11 protein-coding genes, 1 tRNA gene and 1 pseudogene are annotated in these 14,436 nt (G+C 71.8%); 8 read left to right on the forward strand and 5 right to left on the reverse strand.

Annotation, left to right across the window (positions count from 1 at the left end; translation table 11 throughout):
• Window positions 1-61: 61 nt before the first annotated feature.
• From sepX to CRP55_RS02610, 6 genes and pseudogenes are all read left to right on the forward strand, one after another.
• The gene (gene sepX, locus CRP55_RS02585; RefSeq protein WP_097317805.1) at window positions 62-799 is read left to right on the forward strand and encodes a divisome protein SepX/GlpR; all 738 of its coding nucleotides are present in this window, start codon (window positions 62-64) and stop codon (window positions 797-799) included.
• Between the two features lie 88 nt (window positions 800-887).
• Window positions 888-961 (forward strand) — tRNA-Ala (locus tag CRP55_RS02590).
• A gap of 468 nt (window positions 962-1,429) precedes the next feature.
• Entirely contained in the window at window positions 1,430-3,598 is a 2,169-nt protein-coding gene (locus CRP55_RS02595) for a tetratricopeptide repeat protein (protein WP_179854986.1), read from the forward strand.
• A 23-nt stretch (window positions 3,599-3,621) separates the two neighbouring features.
• Window positions 3,622-4,320: pseudogene (locus CRP55_RS02600) on the forward strand (alpha/beta hydrolase); the annotation flags it as partial.
• The gene (locus CRP55_RS02605) at window positions 4,230-5,225 is read left to right on the forward strand and encodes an alpha/beta fold hydrolase (RefSeq protein ID WP_438865759.1); all 996 of its coding nucleotides are present in this window, start codon (window positions 4,230-4,232) and stop codon (window positions 5,223-5,225) included. The pseudogene CRP55_RS02600 and the gene CRP55_RS02605, both read left to right, overlap by 91 nt.
• A complete protein-coding gene (locus tag CRP55_RS02610) occupies window positions 5,222-6,013 on the forward strand; it encodes an alpha/beta hydrolase (protein WP_097317809.1) in 792 nt (263 codons plus the stop codon). Before CRP55_RS02605 ends, CRP55_RS02610 begins: the two co-directional genes overlap by 4 nt.
• Here CRP55_RS02610 and CRP55_RS02615 read toward each other — a convergent pair.
• Window positions 5,999-8,572: an AAA family ATPase gene (locus CRP55_RS02615; protein WP_179854987.1), complete on the reverse strand. Its 2,574-nt coding sequence runs from the start codon at window positions 8,570-8,572 to the stop codon at window positions 5,999-6,001. The genes CRP55_RS02610 and CRP55_RS02615 overlap by 15 nt on opposite strands.
• Window positions 8,573-8,600: 28 nt before the next feature.
• Here CRP55_RS02615 and CRP55_RS02620 point away from each other — a divergent pair, with 28 nt between their 5' ends.
• A complete protein-coding gene (locus CRP55_RS02620) occupies window positions 8,601-9,641 on the forward strand; it encodes a helix-turn-helix domain-containing protein (RefSeq protein ID WP_179854988.1) in 1,041 nt (346 codons plus the stop codon).
• A 549-nt stretch (window positions 9,642-10,190) separates the two neighbouring features.
• Here the strand turns inward: CRP55_RS02620 and CRP55_RS55535 are convergent.
• The 4 genes from CRP55_RS55535 to CRP55_RS02640 are packed head-to-tail and all read right to left on the reverse strand — an operon-like array spanning window position 10,191 to window position 13,460.
• The gene (locus tag CRP55_RS55535) at window positions 10,191-11,156 is read right to left on the reverse strand and encodes a helix-turn-helix domain-containing protein (RefSeq protein ID WP_097317812.1); all 966 of its coding nucleotides are present in this window, start codon (window positions 11,154-11,156) and stop codon (window positions 10,191-10,193) included.
• A 21-nt stretch (window positions 11,157-11,177) separates the two neighbouring features.
• Window positions 11,178-11,729 (reverse strand): DUF642 domain-containing protein, encoded by a 552-nt coding sequence (locus CRP55_RS02630; RefSeq protein ID WP_097317813.1) that lies wholly within the window; start codon window positions 11,727-11,729, stop codon window positions 11,178-11,180.
• A 34-nt stretch (window positions 11,730-11,763) separates the two neighbouring features.
• Window positions 11,764-12,549, reverse strand: coding sequence for an SDR family NAD(P)-dependent oxidoreductase (locus tag CRP55_RS02635; RefSeq protein WP_143234369.1), 786 nt, complete (start codon window positions 12,547-12,549; stop codon window positions 11,764-11,766).
• Window positions 12,546-13,460, reverse strand: coding sequence for an aldo/keto reductase (locus CRP55_RS02640; protein ID WP_097317815.1), 915 nt, complete (start codon window positions 13,458-13,460; stop codon window positions 12,546-12,548). Before CRP55_RS02640 ends, CRP55_RS02635 begins: the two co-directional genes overlap by 4 nt.
• 99 nt (window positions 13,461-13,559) lie before the next feature.
• Between CRP55_RS02640 and CRP55_RS02645 the strand changes: the two genes are divergently transcribed.
• Window positions 13,560-14,426, forward strand: a complete 867-nt coding sequence (locus tag CRP55_RS02645) for a hypothetical protein (RefSeq protein ID WP_097317816.1) — start codon at window positions 13,560-13,562, stop codon at window positions 14,424-14,426.
• Window positions 14,427-14,436: the final 10 nt, after the last annotated feature.

Consider the following 14,436-nt stretch of genomic DNA (forward strand, 5'->3'; position numbering starts at 1 on the left):
TTGCGGTCCGCGGCCGGGAGTTGTAAAAGCGGACCGCCCGTAGCTGACGGGAGGGGTGAGGGTGCCGACCTCGGTGCTCCTCGCCGTCCTCACCGCGGCCGGTCTGCTCGCCCTCGCGCCCGCGCTCGTGCGCCGGTACGACGCCACCGAGCGGCTGGCCGCGGAGCGGGCGTCGTCGACGGCGAGGGTGCTGCTGCGCCACCGCCGTCGCCGAACCGTGCCCGGACGCCGACCGATCAACCCCGGCCGGCTGGTCTCGGTTACGGTCTCGCCGGCGTCTTCGCCGGTGTCCCCGGCCAAACCCCGCCTCCGGCTGGTCAAGCCGGGCCGCAGGCCGGCGCGGCGGGTGCCCACGCGCCGGCACACCTCGGCGGTGGTGCGGCGCCGGCGCGTCTTCGCGGCGCTGCTCCTGCTCAACCTGATCGAGCTGATCGGCGTGCTGGCGGTCGGCCCCGGTTTCTGGATCGGCTTCGCCGTGACGTTCACACTGCTGGTGATCGACCTGATCCACCTGCGCAACCGCGCGATAGCGGACCGCCGGCGCCGCCGCGAGGAGGCCCGCGAGGCGGCATGGCTGGCGGCCCGCCAGGCCGAGGTCCGCCGCGAGCAGGCCCGCCGCCAGGCGGCCCGCCGGGAGGCCCAGCGCCGCCTGGCGGCCCAGAAGGAGGCGGTCAGGCGGGCGGCGATGGGCCTGGACCAGGACCTCCCACCGGCCGCGACGGCCTCGGTGTCGTACCGCCGAACGGGCGGCCTGCGGGGCCGGGCCTACGAGGCGGGCGGCCGCCACCACACGGCCTGAGGCCCGTTATGGGGGTCGGTTCGCGGTGAGGCTGCGCAACCTGTTAGCCTTGCTGCGGTTCCACGGACGAGTTCCGGGGGATCGGTAAGGGGCTGTGGCGCAGTCTGGTAGCGCACCTCGTTCGCATCGAGGGGGTCTGGGGTTCAAATCCCCACAGCTCCACAAGACTTGGACGCTCTCTGTCCGCTGAAAAGCGCGGACCGGGGGCGTCTTGTCATATCTGCTCCGGGGCCGAGCCCCGGAAGCCCCACGGTGCGGTGGGTGCGGTGGGTGCGGTGGGTGCGGTGTCGGGCCGGGGTGGGTGGCGGCTCTCGAACGCCGGCCCTGTCGTCCGTGGGAGCGATGGCCGTGCGCGCGAGCCATGTCCCAGCGTTGCTGGATGTCCTTCTCGGTGGCAATCGGGGAGTCGACGGGGGCGTTGGCGATCTCGGCGGCGAGTTCGTCCCCGATCATCACGTACACCGGGCGTGGCGTCCGGTGGCGATAGGACTCCTGCGGCTCGTCGCCCGACGTTCTGGCGACGCCGGGGACTGTGGCGTGGGGGTGCTGGGAAGCCGTGCACGGAGGGTCCAGAACGGTGCGCTGAGGGCCGATTGGGCTGGTCAGCGTGTCTATAGCGTCGTGTTGGCTATGACACTCACGGAACAGACTGGGCTGGAGTTCGGGCGGCGGCTTCGGGAGCTGCGCGTGCTCGCGGGGCTGACCATTGAAGGGCTGGCTGAGGCGTCGGGGGTCAGTGCCCGGGCCATCAGCGACATGGAGCGTGGGCGCAGCCGGACGCCGCAGCCGCGGACCGTGGCGGCGCTCTCCGCGGCGCTGGGTGGGGACACCGTGCTGGGGGAACTGGCCAAGGCGGGGCGGGAGACCGTCACCACCGGGCGGCCGCGGATGTGTGATCTGCCCCGGCGCAGTGGGCACTTCGTGGGGCGCGACGATGAGCTGGCCGCCATCGGCAAAGCATTCGAGGAAGCGGCGTCGGTCACGGTGGTGCACGGGCAACCCGGGGTTGGTAAGACCGGGCTGGCCATTCGGGCCGCCGAGTTGCATCGGGAGCTGTTCCCGGACGGGTGCTTCTATCTCGATCTGCGCGGCACCGAGCCTGGGGGCGGGGCGAGCGCCGGTGAGGCGCAGACCGTGCTTCTGCGGGCTCTCGGGGTCAGCTCCCGGCAGATCGCGCGGGGGGACGAGGAGCGCGGCGGGCAGCTGCGGGCGATTCTGGGGCAGCGGCGCTGCCTGCTGATTCTGGACAACGCCGGTGGTGAGGGGCAGGTGCGCGGGCTGCTTCCGGGGGCCGGCAGCGCGGTTGTGGTGACCAGCCGGCGGGTGCTGGGTGGGCTGGAAGCCGTACGGCGGATCGCGTTGGCGCCGCTGCCGGCGCCAGCGGCGGTCGAGTTGCTGGGCGGGGGCGGCGGGAACGACGGCGAAATCGCGCGGCTCTGTGGATATCTGCCGCTCGCTCTGCGGATCGCCGCCAACCTGCACGACCCCGATCGGTTGTCCGACGCGGACCGGCGGTTGGAGATGTTGACGCCGGTCGAGGCGGCATTCGCCGCGTCGTACGCCCAATTGCCGGAGACGGCCCGGACCGTCTTCCGCCGGCTGGCCCATGTGCCCACCTTGTCCTTCTCGGCCGCGGCGGCGGCGGTTGTCGCCGAGCTCGACCGGTACGACGCCGAGGATGTGCTGGAGAAGCTGCTCGATCGGGGGCTGTTGCAGCCGGAAGGGCACGACCGTTACCGCTTCCACGACCTGATCCGGCTGTTCGCGCGGGCGCGGCTGCGGGCCGAGGAGCCGGCGGCGGTGCGGCGGCGCGGTGAGAAGCGGCTGATCGACTGGTATCTGGACACCGCGATCGCCTCGGGGCGGGTGTTCGAGCCGGCGTACGGGAGCGCGCCCGAGCAGTGGGATCCGGCGCAGGCGTGGCTTCAGGCCGAAGTGGACGGCTGGTTCGGGGCGATGCGGCGGGCGGCGGCGGCCGGTGAGCATCAGCGGGTCGTCGACGTGGCCGAGTCGCTGCACTGGTATTCGGACCGGACCTACAGTGTGGATCCGTGGTCGGCGGTCTTCACGCTGTCGCGCGAGTCGGCCGAGCGGCTCGCGGACCGGCGGCAGGAGGTCGTGCACCGCAACTACCAGGCGTGGGCCATGTCGTTCTGCGACGGCCGGTACCCGGAGACGGTGGAGCAGGCCATGGCCGCGTACGCGATGGCGGTCGAACTCGATGATCGCAAGGAGCAGGCGGCGGCCCTGATCTACGCCGCCGACGCGTACGCGCAGATGGGGGAGCGCGGCAAAGCGCTCGAGCTGATGCGGCGGTCGCTGGAGCTGGCCGACACCGTCGGCGACCACGACGGCTATGTGCAGACGCTGATCGGCATCGGCGCCACCCTGAGCGGGATGGGCCGGGCCGAGGAGGCGGCCGAGCAATATCGGCACGCGCTGCAAGAGGCGGCTCGGCGTCCGCTGGCACCGGCACCGGAGTTCGCGGCCCGGGTGGCCGCCTCGGTGTTCCTCACGCACGAATACGCGCGGATGGAGCGGTGGAACGAGACCGTCGACGCCGGACGAGAAGCGTTGCCGCTGGCCGAGAAGTTCGGCGAGCCGCATCTGCTGGGCCGGACCCACCTGGCCCTGGGGCTGGCGCATCGGGCCCGCGGTGATCACGCCGCCGCGCGGGCGGCGTTCGCCGAGGCGGTCGGGCAGTTCCGGCGCAGCCAGGTGACGACGGAGTGGTCGGCGCAGGCGGAAGTTCTGCATAACGTTCCGCATGGTCCGGGCGACGGCCCGCTGTTTGCATGAGATCACCGATCGAGAGGAACCTCATGCCAACGCTCAGCCGCCGCGCTGTCCTGGCCGGCTCCGCGGCGATTGCCGCCACCGGGGTGCTGGCAACGCCGGCCGCCGCCTCGGGTAGGAAAAAGCCCAAGCCCACCATCGTTCTGGTGCACGGCGCCTTCGCCGACGCCTCCGGCTGGAACGGGGTGCTGAGCCGGCTCATCCGGTCCGGCTATCCCGTGCTCGCGCCGGCCAACCCGCTGCGCGGCGTCGCCTCCGACGCCGCCTACATCGCGAGCATCCTCGCCACCATCGAGGGCCCGATCGTCCTGGTCGGACACTCGTACGGCGGCATGGTGATCACGAACGCCGCCATCGGCAACCCGAACGTCAAGGCGCTGGTCTACGTGGCCGCCTTCGCGCCCGACGCCGGCGACAGCGTCTACGCGCTGCAGAACAAGTTCCCCGGCACCAAGCTGGGCCTGCCCCAGCTCGAGATCCGGCCCTACGGGCAGAGCGGCGACGGCTACGTCCGGCGGGAGGTCTTCCAGGAGATCTTCGCCGGTGACCTGTCGCGGTCGACGGCCGATGTGATGTGGGCCGGTCAGCGCCCGGGTGACGTGAGCACCCTGCAGGAGACGTCGGGGGCGCCGGCCTGGAAGACGATCCCGTCGTACTACCTGGTCGCCCGCAACGACAACCTCATCCCGGCCGCCGTGCAGCGCTTCATGGCCAAGCGGGCCGGCGCGCGCACGGCCGAGGTGAACGCCTCCCACGTCGCGATGATCTCCCAGCCCGGCGCCACCACCGCTCTGATCGAGAGGGCCGCCCGATGAGCTACGTGGCCACGCCCGACGGCACGGAGATCTTCTACAAGGACTGGGGTACGGGCCGGCCGGTCGTCCTGGCCCACGGCTGGCCGCTCAACTCCGACAGCTGGGAGGCGCAGCAGCTCTTCCTCGCCTCCCACGGCTATCGGGTGATCGCGCACGACCGCCGCGGTCACGGCCGGTCGACGCAGACGTGGACCGGCAACGAGATGGACACGTACGCCGATGATCTGTCGGCTCTTCTCGAGCACCTCGACCTGTGGGACGTGACGCTGGTCGGCTTCTCCACCGGCGGCGGCGAGATCACCCGGTACATCGGCCGGCACGGCACGTCGCGGGTGGCCCAGGCGGTGCTCGTCTCCGCCGTGCCGCCGTTCATGCTGCGTACGGCCGATAATCCCGACGGCGTGCCGTCGAAGGTCTTCGACGATCTGCGGGCCGGATCGACGGCGGACCGGTCGCAGCTCTACCGCGATCTCGCCGACGGGCCGTTCTTCGGCGGGCTCGCCTCGCCGGGCATCCGGGACGCGTTCTGGCTCCAGTCGATGGCGGCGGGGCACCGCAACGCGTACGAGTCGATCGCCGCCTTCTCCGCGACCGACTTCCGGGCCGACCTGGCCAAGTTCGACGTGCCGACGCTGGTCATCCACGGCGACGCCGATCAGGTCGTGCCGTTCGACGTCGGCGGCAAGTCCTCGGCCGCGCTGATCAAAGAGGCCGAGCTGATCGTGTACGCCGGCGCGCCCCATGGCATCACCGACACCCACAAGGAGCAGCTCGGGAACGACCTCCTGACCTTCCTGAAGGAGTACGACGCATGAGCACGATCGTCCTGATCCACGGCCTGTGGGTGACGCCGCGCAGCTGGGAGCACTGGGTCTCGTACTACGAGGCCAAGGGCCACACCGTCGTCGCACCCGCCTACCCCGGCTTCGAGGTGGAGGTGGAGGCGCTGCGCGAGGACCCGTCGCCGATCGCCTCGCTGACCGTGCCCGAGACCATCGCCCACCTCGAGAAGGTCATCACGGCGCTGCCGGAGAAGCCGATCCTGATCGGGCACTCGTTCGGCGGCACGCTGACCCAGCTGCTGCTCGACCGTGGGCACGGCGCGGCCGGCGTGGTGATCGACTCGGCGCCGACGGAGGGCATCCGGGTCACGCCGCCGTCGCAGATCAAGTCGCTGTTCCCCATCCTGAACAACCCGGCGAAGCGGCACCAGGCCGCCGGCTTCACCTTCGAGCAGTGGCGGTACTCCTTCACGAACACCGTGTCGGAAGAGGAGGCGCGGGCGGCATACGACCGGTACGCCATCGCGGCTCCCGGTAGCTGGGTCTGGGCGTACGGACTGATCGCGAATTTCAAGCCCGGCAAGCAGGAGACGTGGGTGAACTACCACAATCCAGACCGGGCCCCGCTGCTGTTCATCGCGGGCGGCGAGGACCACATCATGCCGCCGTCGGTGAACCGCTCGAACGCCCACCACTACAAGGGCGAGGGCACGATCACCGAGTACGTCGAGGTGCCGGGCCGCTCGCACTGGACCTGCGCCGAGCCGGGCTGGGAGAAGATCGCCGACCGGGCGCTCGAGTGGGGCCTACGTCACGCCTAGCACGCCGGAGAGCTGGGCGCGGCGGCTGATGCCGAGCTTCGGGTAGATCCGGTAGAGGTGTGAGCCGATGGTGCGGTGGGACAGGAACAGCCGCTCGGCGATCTCCCGGTTGGTCAGTCCCTCCGCCGCCATGGCGGCGATCTGCAACTCCTGCGGAGACAGCTTTTCCCGTACGGCTTCCCGCCGCTGTCCACTGTGCTCGCCCGCGGCATGCAGCTCGGCTCGGGCCATGTCGGCCCACGGGGTGGCGCCGAGCATGTCGAACGTGTCGCGGGCGGAGCGCAGAAGATCCTTGTTCCGCCGGCCTTTCCGGCCGCGATGCAGCTGGAGCCTCGCGCGGTAGAGAGGCCACCGCGTCGTGATCTCGCCGGTGTCGGGATGTGTCAGGACGGAGGCGTACTCCGCCGCGACCACGAGGATCGGCGCACCCACCCGCTCGGCCAGCTCGGGCAGCTCGGCGATCACCTCGCGCGCCTCGTCCAGCCGGCCGGCCCCGATCGCCGCGTCGAGCAGGTCGGGCACCAGCCACCAGCGCATGTAACGGTGATAGGTCGGTTCGGCGGGATCGAAGGTCCGGGCCAATACTGCGTACGCCAGACCAGCCTCACCCCGGAAAAGATGGACCAGACCGCGCGCCTGAGCCAGCGCCACCTGGATGTATCGCATGCCGGCGGTGAGCGGGCTGGCCTCGACCTCCTCGAGCAGCTCGGTCGCCCGGTCGAGGTCGCCGCGCATCGCGGTGATCGCGGCGATGCTGGTCTGCGCCGCCATCGCGTAGAAGGCCTCGCCGGTCTCCTGCGCCAGCCCGCGCGCCTCGGTCAGCTCGGCGTGCGCGCGGTCCCACTGACCCAGCCACAGCCGTCCCCAGTTGCTGCCGCCGAGCAGCCGGGCCAGCACGCCGAGCCGGCCCTGCGACCGGGCACTGTCGACCGCCTCGCCGATCATGCTGGAGCTGCGCTCGAAGTCGCCCAGCACCAGCGCCGCGCTGCCCAGCCACCGGGCCGCCTCGGGATCGTCGTAGTCGCTGATCTTCTGAAGCACCTCGCGGCCGCGCTCCTCCGGAACCGTGTACGCGAGGATCGCCAGCGACAGCGGATCATCCTGCACCAGCGACGCGATGCGGGCGCGGGCCCCGGCCGTCTCCGGACCGGTGGTCTGGAAGAAGCAGCGCGACGCGGCCCGCCACAGCACCTGCCGTCCCACCTCCGGGCTGCCCGCCTCGATGGCGGCCTCGGCGATGTCGGTCAGCTCCCGCACTCGCCGCAGCGGATCGGTGTAGCGCGGATAGCGCACCACCTCGAGCACGTTGGCCAGCCGGGCCCGCTCGACCGGCCCCGCGCCGCCGAGATCGTTGCCGGCCAGCATCTGCTCGACCTCGTGCCGCGCGCCCACCTCGCTGGCCAGCTCGGCCGCCCGTAGGGTGAGCCGCCCCGGCCGGTCGGTCAGCTCGCCGGCCCGGCGCAACGCCGCCACGGCCGCCATCGTGGCGCCCCGGGCCCGGGCCCGCTCGGCGTAAAGCTCCAGCTCGGCGGCGAGACCCTCGTCGGTGCCGACCGCGGCCGAGGCGAGATGCCACAACCGCCGGTCGGGAAAGTCGGCGAGCTGCTCGGCCAGCGCCCGGTGCGCGGCCAGCCGGGCCGCCAGCGGCGCCCGCTGATAGACGGCCGAGCGCATCAGCGGATGCCGGAACCGCAGACTGGCCCCGTCGAGCACGATCAGCTCGGCGTCGATGGCCCGCTGCACGTCGTCGAGCCCGGCGCCGGCCGCCGCGAGCAGCCGCTTGAGGTCGCAGTTGGTGTCGGCCGCCAGCACCAGCAGCAGCCCGGCCGTGCCGGTGTCCTCGGCCCGCGCGGCGAAAGCCCGCTCCAGGCGGCTGTTCAGGGGCAACGTCTCGTCCAGGAGGCGGCCGGCCGCCGTCTTGGGCAGCTCGACCAGGGCCAGCGGGTTGCCGGCGGCCTCGGTCAGCAGCCGCCGCCGGGCCACCGCCGGCAGATCCGGGGCGTGCGCGTCGAGCAGGGCGGCCGCGACATCACCGGGCAGGCGCCCGATCTCCAGGTCGGGCAGCCCCGACTCCCGCGACAGCAGCCGCGTCGCCCCGACGGCCAGCACGGCCTCGCTGCCGATCCGCCGGGCCACGAAGGCGAGCACGTCGCCGCTCTCCTTGTCGAACCAGTGCAGATCGTCGAGCACGAGCACCACCGGCGCCGCGTCGGCGATCAGCTCCAGCACGGCCCGGGCCACGGCGTACAGGTCACTCTCGAAGTTGATCTGTGCCGTCAGGGGGAACAAAAGCTGATGGAGCGCCGCGTACGGAAGCCGCGACTCGCTCTCGACGCCGGTGGCCCGCAGGACGCGCATCCCGCCGGCTTCCGCCTCGACCGCCTGAAGGAGGGCCGTCTTGCCGATGCCCGCCTCACCCCGGATGACGAGCGCGCCACCCCGGCCCTTCTTCGCCCGGTCGAGGAGGTCACGCAGCATCCTCACCTCGGCATCCCGCCCCACCAGCACGACCGCATTCTGCCAGCAGTAGCGATCGCAGTCGTTCGACTGAGCGGCCACACCGGCACCCGATGCCAGACTGCGGAACGTGACCTTTGCATCGCTGCTCCGCTCCCACCGGCGCGCCGCCCGCATGACCCTGCGGGACCTGGCCGACGCCTCCGGGGTGAGCGCCCGCGCGATCAGCGACATGGAGCGAGGCCACAGCACGGCACCCCAGCAGCGCACATTGGACGCCCTGGCCGCGGCGCTGACCTTGAGCCCTTTCGACCGCGCGGCCTTGACCGAAGCGGCGGCCGCCGCAAAATCAGGTCTTTCGCGTACGGCCTACGCGCCGCCCCGGGACGTCCCCGACTTCACCGGCCGCGCCGCCGAACTGGCCCTGCTGTCCACCTCCCGCCGGGTGGTCATCCACGGCCAGCCCGGCGTAGGCAAGACGGCCCTCGCGGTACACGCCGCTGCAGCCGTTCCCCAGGCCCACTTCCTCGACTGCCGGGCCGGCGACCTGCGGGCCCGCCTCCAGAAGATCCCCGCCGCCGCCCTGGTGATCCTCGACAACGCCACGGCCGCACCGGTCCCACTACCACCCGCCACCGCGGTCTGGATCACCAGCCGGCGCCGCCTGCCCGTGGACGGCGCCACCCACCTGCACCTGAAACCCCTGCCCCCACCGGAGTCGGCCGCCCTGCTGACGGCGATCACCGGCACCCCCGACCCGGCCGCCACCGAGGTGGCCGCCTATTGCGGCCACGTGCCGCTGGCCCTGCGCATAGCCGGCAACCGCATAGCCGGCCGCCCCGGCTGGACCATGACCCACCTGGCCGCCCGCCTCGCCGACGAGCCCCGCCGCCTGGCCACCCTGACCGCCGGCGACCTCTCCGTGGAAGCCACCCTGGCCCAGGCGTTCGCCGCGCTGTCCGCACCGGCCCGAGCCCTCTGCCAGGCCATCGCCAAACTCCCGGACTTCACTCCCGGCATCGCCGCCACCGTGACCGGCCTGCCGGAATCCGAGGCCAACGACGTCATCGCCGAACTGATCGACCACGACCTGATCCACCCCGCCGGCGAAGCGGAGAGCTACCGCCTCCACCCCTTGCCGCGCATGAACATACTGTTCGGTGTTCGGTAATTACCGAACACCGTCCGCTTGGGACATGCGCGGATCCGTGGAGGGCGCCGAGGAACTGGCGTGGGGTTGGCTCGATCTCCGCGGTCATCTGCATCTCGTGGGCGAAGGACTCTTCGTCGATGCCGAGGCGCCGTCCCCGACCAGGCTGTGCCGCGCCGCGACGGTCCGCGTGGCTCCGCTCGCGCTCGTGTGCACGCGCCGGCTCCCATGGGGGCACGGGACCGGCCACTGGTGCGACCTCTGTTCGTCGCGCTCGATCTGGCCCACGCCCCCGGCCGTGGCCGCCCGAACAGAGGCCGGGCGAAAGAGGGCACCGACCTTCTCGGCATCATTCGCCTCTGCCTCGACAGCGGACCCGACCGGCGGTGCTCGCTCAGCTGTCCAACCGCGACGCCAGCTGCGCGAGGACGCGCTTCGGCGCTCCCCGGTCGTTACGCGTTCTCCGAGCCGTCCCCGAGGGACGCGACACGACATTGGACGACCTGCGCCTGGTGGGCGAAATTCTGCGAGGTGCACTCGATGAGCGCACGGCTGCGCGGCTCAGCCGGGTCAGGTTCGGGTGGCTTCGGTGCAGGAGCGGCGCCAGTGGCTGGGGGTCAGGCCGTAGCGGGACTTGAAGCGGCGGGCGAAATGGGTGGGGTCCCGGAAGCCCCAGCGGGTGGCGATGGTGGCTATCGGGAGGTGGGAGTGGTCGGGCAGGGTCAGGTCGTGGCGGATGCGGTCCAGGCGCTGGTCGATGATCCACTGTTCGAGGCTGAGGTTCGCGTCGGCGCAGAGCTTGTACAGGTGGCGTACCGAGATGTTGTGGGCGGCGGCGATCAGCGCCGGTGTCAGGGACGGGTCGCCCAGGTGCTGCCTGGTGTAGGCGCGGATGCGGGTCAGCAGGGTGTCGGCTCTGATCTGGCCGGTGTGCTTCGTGGATCGGGCGGCCGAGACGAGCAGGGCGCGGGCCAGGTCGATGCTGGCCGCGGCGACCGCTGTGGCGGAGACGTCGCCGGTGATGGCGGCGGGGTCGCGGGCCAGCTGGCTGATGTGTTCGGTGACCAGGTGGTAGAGCGGGCTGGCGGCGATGTCGGCGGTGGCCCGGCGTACGACGTCCAGGGGCAGGCCGAGCTGGTCGAAGGGGATCTGCAGGCAGCCGGCGGCGCCCTCGCCGGACCAGGAGAAGTCGTACGGGGCGGACAGATCCACGGCCAGCAGGTCGCCGGGCCGGACGACGCGCCGGTGGCCGTGCTGGTCGATGCGGCCGTCGGCCCGCTGCTGGACCGAGAGGGCGATCACCGGCATCGCGTCCTGCCGGGCCAGTTTGGCCGTGCGGAGCAGGCGGATGCCGGTGGAGCGGTGGGTGAAGATGTTGGCGCCGCCGAGGTCCCACACCTCGAGCCGGGCGTGTACGGGGCCGTGCGGGTCCTCGTGCAGCACGTGGCACGGCGCCGACGCGTACATCATGGCGGTGTGCACGGCCTCGACCCGATCGGTGACCGGTAGTTCCCCGGTGTCGAGCACGTACCCCATGCGATCAGTCTCGCCTGCCGGTCAGGCCGCTGGGGAGACGCCTTTCGGGCAGATGATCAGCAGACAGGCGTCCACACGGACATCGTCGATCACCGGGCCGTAGCCGGCCGGCGTCGTGGTGCTGGCGAACTCCAGGCGGAAGGTGCTGCTCTTGGCCAGGACGTACGCCGTACGCCGGGCGAAGCCCATGTTTGTGGCAGTCCGGCCCGTCGTGTCGAAGGACAGCGCCTGGATGAGCTTGCCGTTGACCCGCAGCTCGCCCGTCTTGACCGCGGGCGGACCAGCGTAGTTGCCGGCCAGGTCATAGGTGATGCGGTAGGTCAGCAGCGGCTCGGTGGCGAAGGTCGCGGCGACCGCGCCCTGCTGTCCGCCGTCGAGGTCGAGGTTCTGCCGGCCCTCGGTGACCTGCCACAGCGCGTCGCTCGCCAGGTCGACGTCGCCTTTGGTGACCGTCCACGGGCCGAGTTGCGTGCCCACCGCGTACCGAAAGTAGGCGCCGTCGACGTACGGCTTCTCGAAGCCGTCTCCGAAGGAAGGGGTCACCGCCAGCAGGACGGCCAGGAGAGTGTGCATGCCCAATCAACGGGCATATCGGACAAAAGGTGTGTTACCAGATTGTCCAACCGCCGTCGACCACCACGTTGGCGCCGGTGGTGAAGCTGGAGCGGGGGGAGGCCAGGTAGAGCACCGTGGTCGCGATCTCGGCCGGATCGCCCACGCGGCCCAACGGCGTCTGCTCGGCCAGCCGCTTCAGCAGCGCCGGGTCACCGCCCTCGCCGGGGAACGGGCCGGGTGTCACGCAGTTGACCCGGATGCCGGCCGGGCCGAGCTCGACCGCCGCATAGCGGGTGAGCTGGACGATGCCCGCCTTCACGGCGCCGTAGTACGGCGGGTTGCCGGCGTCGGGCGAATCGTAGAGATGCGGTTTCGGGCTGACCAGGCCGTACATCGAGGCCACCGTGATCACCGACGGCGAGCCGTCGGCGGCCGCGGTCTCGAGCAGCTCGCGAGTCGCCCCGAGCAAGCGCTGGAAGGCGGAGAAGGCCAGGTCGGCGGCCTCCATGTAGTCGCCGGGGCGGGCGGTGCGCAGCGAGCCGGCCCGGCCCACGTGCGCGTTGTGCACCAGCACGTCGACCCGGCCGCCGGCCTCGCGCAGCCGGTCGCCGAGCGCGGCCACGTCGTCGTCGGAGGTGACGTCGCATCGGGCCGGCACGCAGTCGCCGCCCAGTTCCGCGGCCAGCTTGTCGAGCCGGCCCTGGTCGCGGCCGACCAGCCAGGTCGTCGCGCCGGCGCCGGCCAGCGCCGACGCCATCACCTGGCCGAGCCGGCCGGTCGCGCCGGTCACCACGGCCACCTTGCCGCTCAGTCCGAAGAGGTCGTTCGGAGTGATCATGCGGACCACCGGCTCGGGTCGAGCAGCTCCACCGGCATCTCCGGCACCTCGCGCAGCACCTGGTCGCGCTCGGCCTCGGTCAGCGGCTTGCGGCTGACCAGGGCGGCGTTGCTCCGCAGCTGCTCCTCGGTCTCGGCGCCGACCACCAGCGAGGTCACCCACGGCAGCGACAGCAGATAGGCCAGGCACAGGTCGGCGCGGTCCTCGCGCCCGAGCTCGGTCACCAGTCCGTCCAGGATGGACACGGCCCGATCGCGCTGGTCATCCGGGTAATTCGGCCAGCGCACGCCGCTGCCGGCGACGAGCAGACCTTGGAGGTACGCACTGCGCACGGTCACCACGAGGTCGGGCCGCTCGGCCAGGGCCGCGTCGAGGTCGCCGGCCAGCCAGCGCCGGTCGAGCAGGTTGCAGGGCAGCTGCACGTACCCGAGATCGGGCAGGTCGAGCACCCGGCGCAGCTCGTCGGGCGACTGCACCGACACGCCGACCCGGTCGGCGTCGCCCGACTCCAGGCAGCGGCGCAGATCGTCCCAGCCGGCCGGGGCGTCGGCCGCGCGGTGCAGCAGGATTGTGAGTGGACCGGCGACACGCAGGGCGGCCCGGCTCGCCTCGACGCTTTCCCGGACCGCTCCGCCCGGCGCGATCTTGGTGATGACCGCGAGATCCAGATCGCCCAGCGCCGCGCCGATCCGCTGCTCGCTGTCGCCGTAGGCGCGGGCGGTGTCGAGGTGGGTGACGCCGAGGTCGCGGGCCGTGGCCAGCATGCGGGCCGTGGCGTCGTCGTCCGGCACACCGGTGCGGTTGGCGATGCCGTACGCCCCGCCGAGCTGAGCCGTGCCCAGCACCAGCGCCGATTGCTGATATGCGCCGCGCGCCCGGACCGGTACGACCGGTCCCGCGTGGTCCTTCATCGGATGCCCTTCGTCGCTTTTGGCGGTGCTAGGCTTCAGCCCCGACGCCGCAGGACCGACCGTATTAGATCGGTCGTCGCTCGAATTCACAGGGTGGACATGCACCACGCCAATTACTACTACGGCCACGCCCACGTGCTTGCCCGTTACGCCCAGCTCGACGAGTGGATGCACCCGCCGCGCATGCAGGGCTACCTGCAGCACGGGTGGAACATCGGCGACGGCCTGGCCCCGGGTGTGCCGTTCGTCGAGGGCAGCCGGCTGTGGGTGTGGTCCGAGCAGGTCCGGCGCCGGGCGTGGTCACAGGGCCGCCGCGACGTGGTCGCCATCGGCTCCCCGTTCGCCTATCTCCTCGAGATGAACGAGACGCCGGTCGACGAGTCGAAGCGCGAGGGCACCATCTTCTACCCCTTCCACGGCTGGGAGGGGCAGCAGGTGATGGGCGATCACCAGCGCCTGATCGACGAGCTCAAGGCGCACGAGACCGGCCCGATCACCGCCTGCCTGTACTTCAACGAGCACAAGGTCCGCAAGATCCGCAAGCTGTACGAGGACGCCGGCTTCCGGGTCATCTGCCACGGCTACCGCGGCTTCTGGTGGCGTGACCACGACCGTGACTTCCTGGTGCGCCAGCTGGCCGAGCTGCGCCGCCACAAGCGCGTCATCTCCAACCGCCTGTGCAGCGCGATCTGGTACGGCCTGCTGGCCGGCGCCCAGGGCGCGGTCTACGGCGATCCGATGGTGCTCGAGGGCGCCGACCCGACCTTCGGCGGCGAGCCGCGGCTGCGGCGCCAGTGGCCCGAGGTCTACGGCTACGACCCCGACCCGGTGGCCGCCCGCGAGATCGCCCGGATCGAGCTCGGCGCCGACATCCTGGCCACGCCCGAGGAGCTGCGCACGCATCTCGGCTGGCCGGCCGCGACCCGGCCGCTGCGGCCGTGGAAAAAGTCCGAAACGGTGGGATAGCTACTTTCGG

The sequence above is a fragment of the Paractinoplanes atraurantiacus genome, assembly GCF_900215205.1.
Classification (GTDB): Bacteria; Actinomycetota; Actinomycetes; order Mycobacteriales; family Micromonosporaceae; genus Actinoplanes; species Actinoplanes atraurantiacus.

What these genes read in the sequence shown, in the direction of transcription:
- CRP55_RS02595 (WP_179854986.1), top strand. Translation starts at nt 1,430, where the DNA reads ATGACACTCACGGAACAGACTGGGCTGGAGTTCGGGCGGCGGCTTCGG.
- CRP55_RS02645 (WP_097317816.1), top strand. Translation starts at nt 13,560, where the DNA reads ATGCACCACGCCAATTACTACTACGGCCACGCCCACGTGCTTGCCCGT.
- CRP55_RS02610 (WP_097317809.1), top strand. Translation starts at nt 5,222, where the DNA reads ATGAGCACGATCGTCCTGATCCACGGCCTGTGGGTGACGCCGCGCAGC.
- CRP55_RS02635 (WP_143234369.1), bottom strand. Translation starts at nt 12,549, where the DNA reads ATGATCACTCCGAACGACCTCTTCGGACTGAGCGGCAAGGTGGCCGTG.
- CRP55_RS55535 (WP_097317812.1), bottom strand. Translation starts at nt 11,156, where the DNA reads ATGGGGTACGTGCTCGACACCGGGGAACTACCGGTCACCGATCGGGTC.
- CRP55_RS02640 (WP_097317815.1), bottom strand. Translation starts at nt 13,460, where the DNA reads ATGAAGGACCACGCGGGACCGGTCGTACCGGTCCGGGCGCGCGGCGCA.
- CRP55_RS02630 (WP_097317813.1), bottom strand. Translation starts at nt 11,729, where the DNA reads ATGCACACTCTCCTGGCCGTCCTGCTGGCGGTGACCCCTTCCTTCGGA.